This window comes from Clostridium algifaecis (assembly GCF_017874415.1).
Taxonomy (GTDB): Bacteria; Bacillota; Clostridia; order Clostridiales; family Clostridiaceae; genus Clostridium_B; species Clostridium_B algifaecis.
Genome location: NZ_JAGGLM010000052.1, coordinates 1 through 1,217, shown reverse-complemented (window position 1 = coordinate 1,217; position 1,217 = coordinate 1). Strand labels below are relative to the sequence as shown.

Annotated in this window: 1 protein-coding gene and 1 pseudogene; both read right to left on the bottom strand. The window is 28.3% G+C overall.

Features of this window, described 5'->3' with window-relative positions:
• Positions 1-628, bottom strand: a pseudogene (locus J2Z42_RS14330) (IS91 family transposase); the annotation flags it as partial.
• 290 nt (positions 629-918) lie between these two features.
• On the bottom strand, positions 919-1,217 hold a 299-nt coding region (locus tag J2Z42_RS14325), incomplete at its 5' end, for an IclR family transcriptional regulator domain-containing protein (protein WP_209703442.1).

Sequence of the window (1,217 nt, the reverse complement as noted above, 5' to 3'; positions counted from 1 at the left end):
TAAACTCTTTTTTTCCACTCTTAATGTTATTTCCTATCTCATCTAACAATATCTTCTGACATCTTTTTCTTAATGCAGTATAGTTTATGTGCCTGGTTTTTCTCCAAACCGTGATTTCACCTGCCCCACCTTCGGTAACAATCAAACGAACATGAGGATTCCATTTTAAATCCCTGCCAAAAGTATGAATAACTGAAATTATCACTGGAGTAAAACATTCTTTTTTATTTAAATCTTTAAACCAACTCATAATTACTTTAGCTGAACACTTTGGCAATAAAGATAGTAATTTTCTATCACGAGCAAAATATATTCTTAGTTCTTTGGGAATTGTAAATACCATACGTCTATGCTTTGAATTAACAAGCCTTACCACCATTTCATCTGACCATTCTTCAGACTTTTTCTTACCACAAGACGTACAAAATCTACTTTTACATCTAAAACCAACCCTCTTAATCTCTCCACAATTCTCACATTTAAATTCAATAAATCCATTGTCTAATGATCCACAATTAATCATTTTGCAAACTTATCTATTTATATTAGCTCTAATTTTACCTTTATTAATTTCACAGAACTTTTCCCAATTATCAACAAATATTTGTTTTAAATTTCTAAGAAACAAGTAATTCCATTGTTCGTATTTTTCAATGGATTATTTGTGATGCAAATTTTTACTCATAAATTTTTTTGTAATTTCTATTGACTATCACTAGCTGGTCTTATAGTAAACAGCTTTTATTATTTAAACTGTCTACCACAAGGAGAGCATATCAGTAATTGCTGGTGGGTCTTCCTTATTTTTTGCCTAAAAATATTTTACTTACACAGCAAGTTTTTTAAATACTGCTGTAATATCAATTGTTAGTACAACAATAATGATGATGATTGGAAAAATAAATATATAAATTTTTTTCAAATCTTACTAGAAATTTCATTACATACATTCACTAATTCACATCCAATATCACTAATCTTATCATCAGTCATCCTATTTGAAGGTGCACTTACAGTTACAGATGCTATAACTTCTCCATTATATTGTTTTATAGGTGCAGCTACACATACAAGACCTAATTCAGTTTCTTCTTTTTCAAATGAATATCCTATTTTTTTTATTTCTTTTAATTGTTCTTCTAATTCATTTTTATCTGTTATGGTGTTCTCTGTCAATTTAACAAGTTCGAATTTTTTATAGAATTCTTGAATTTTTT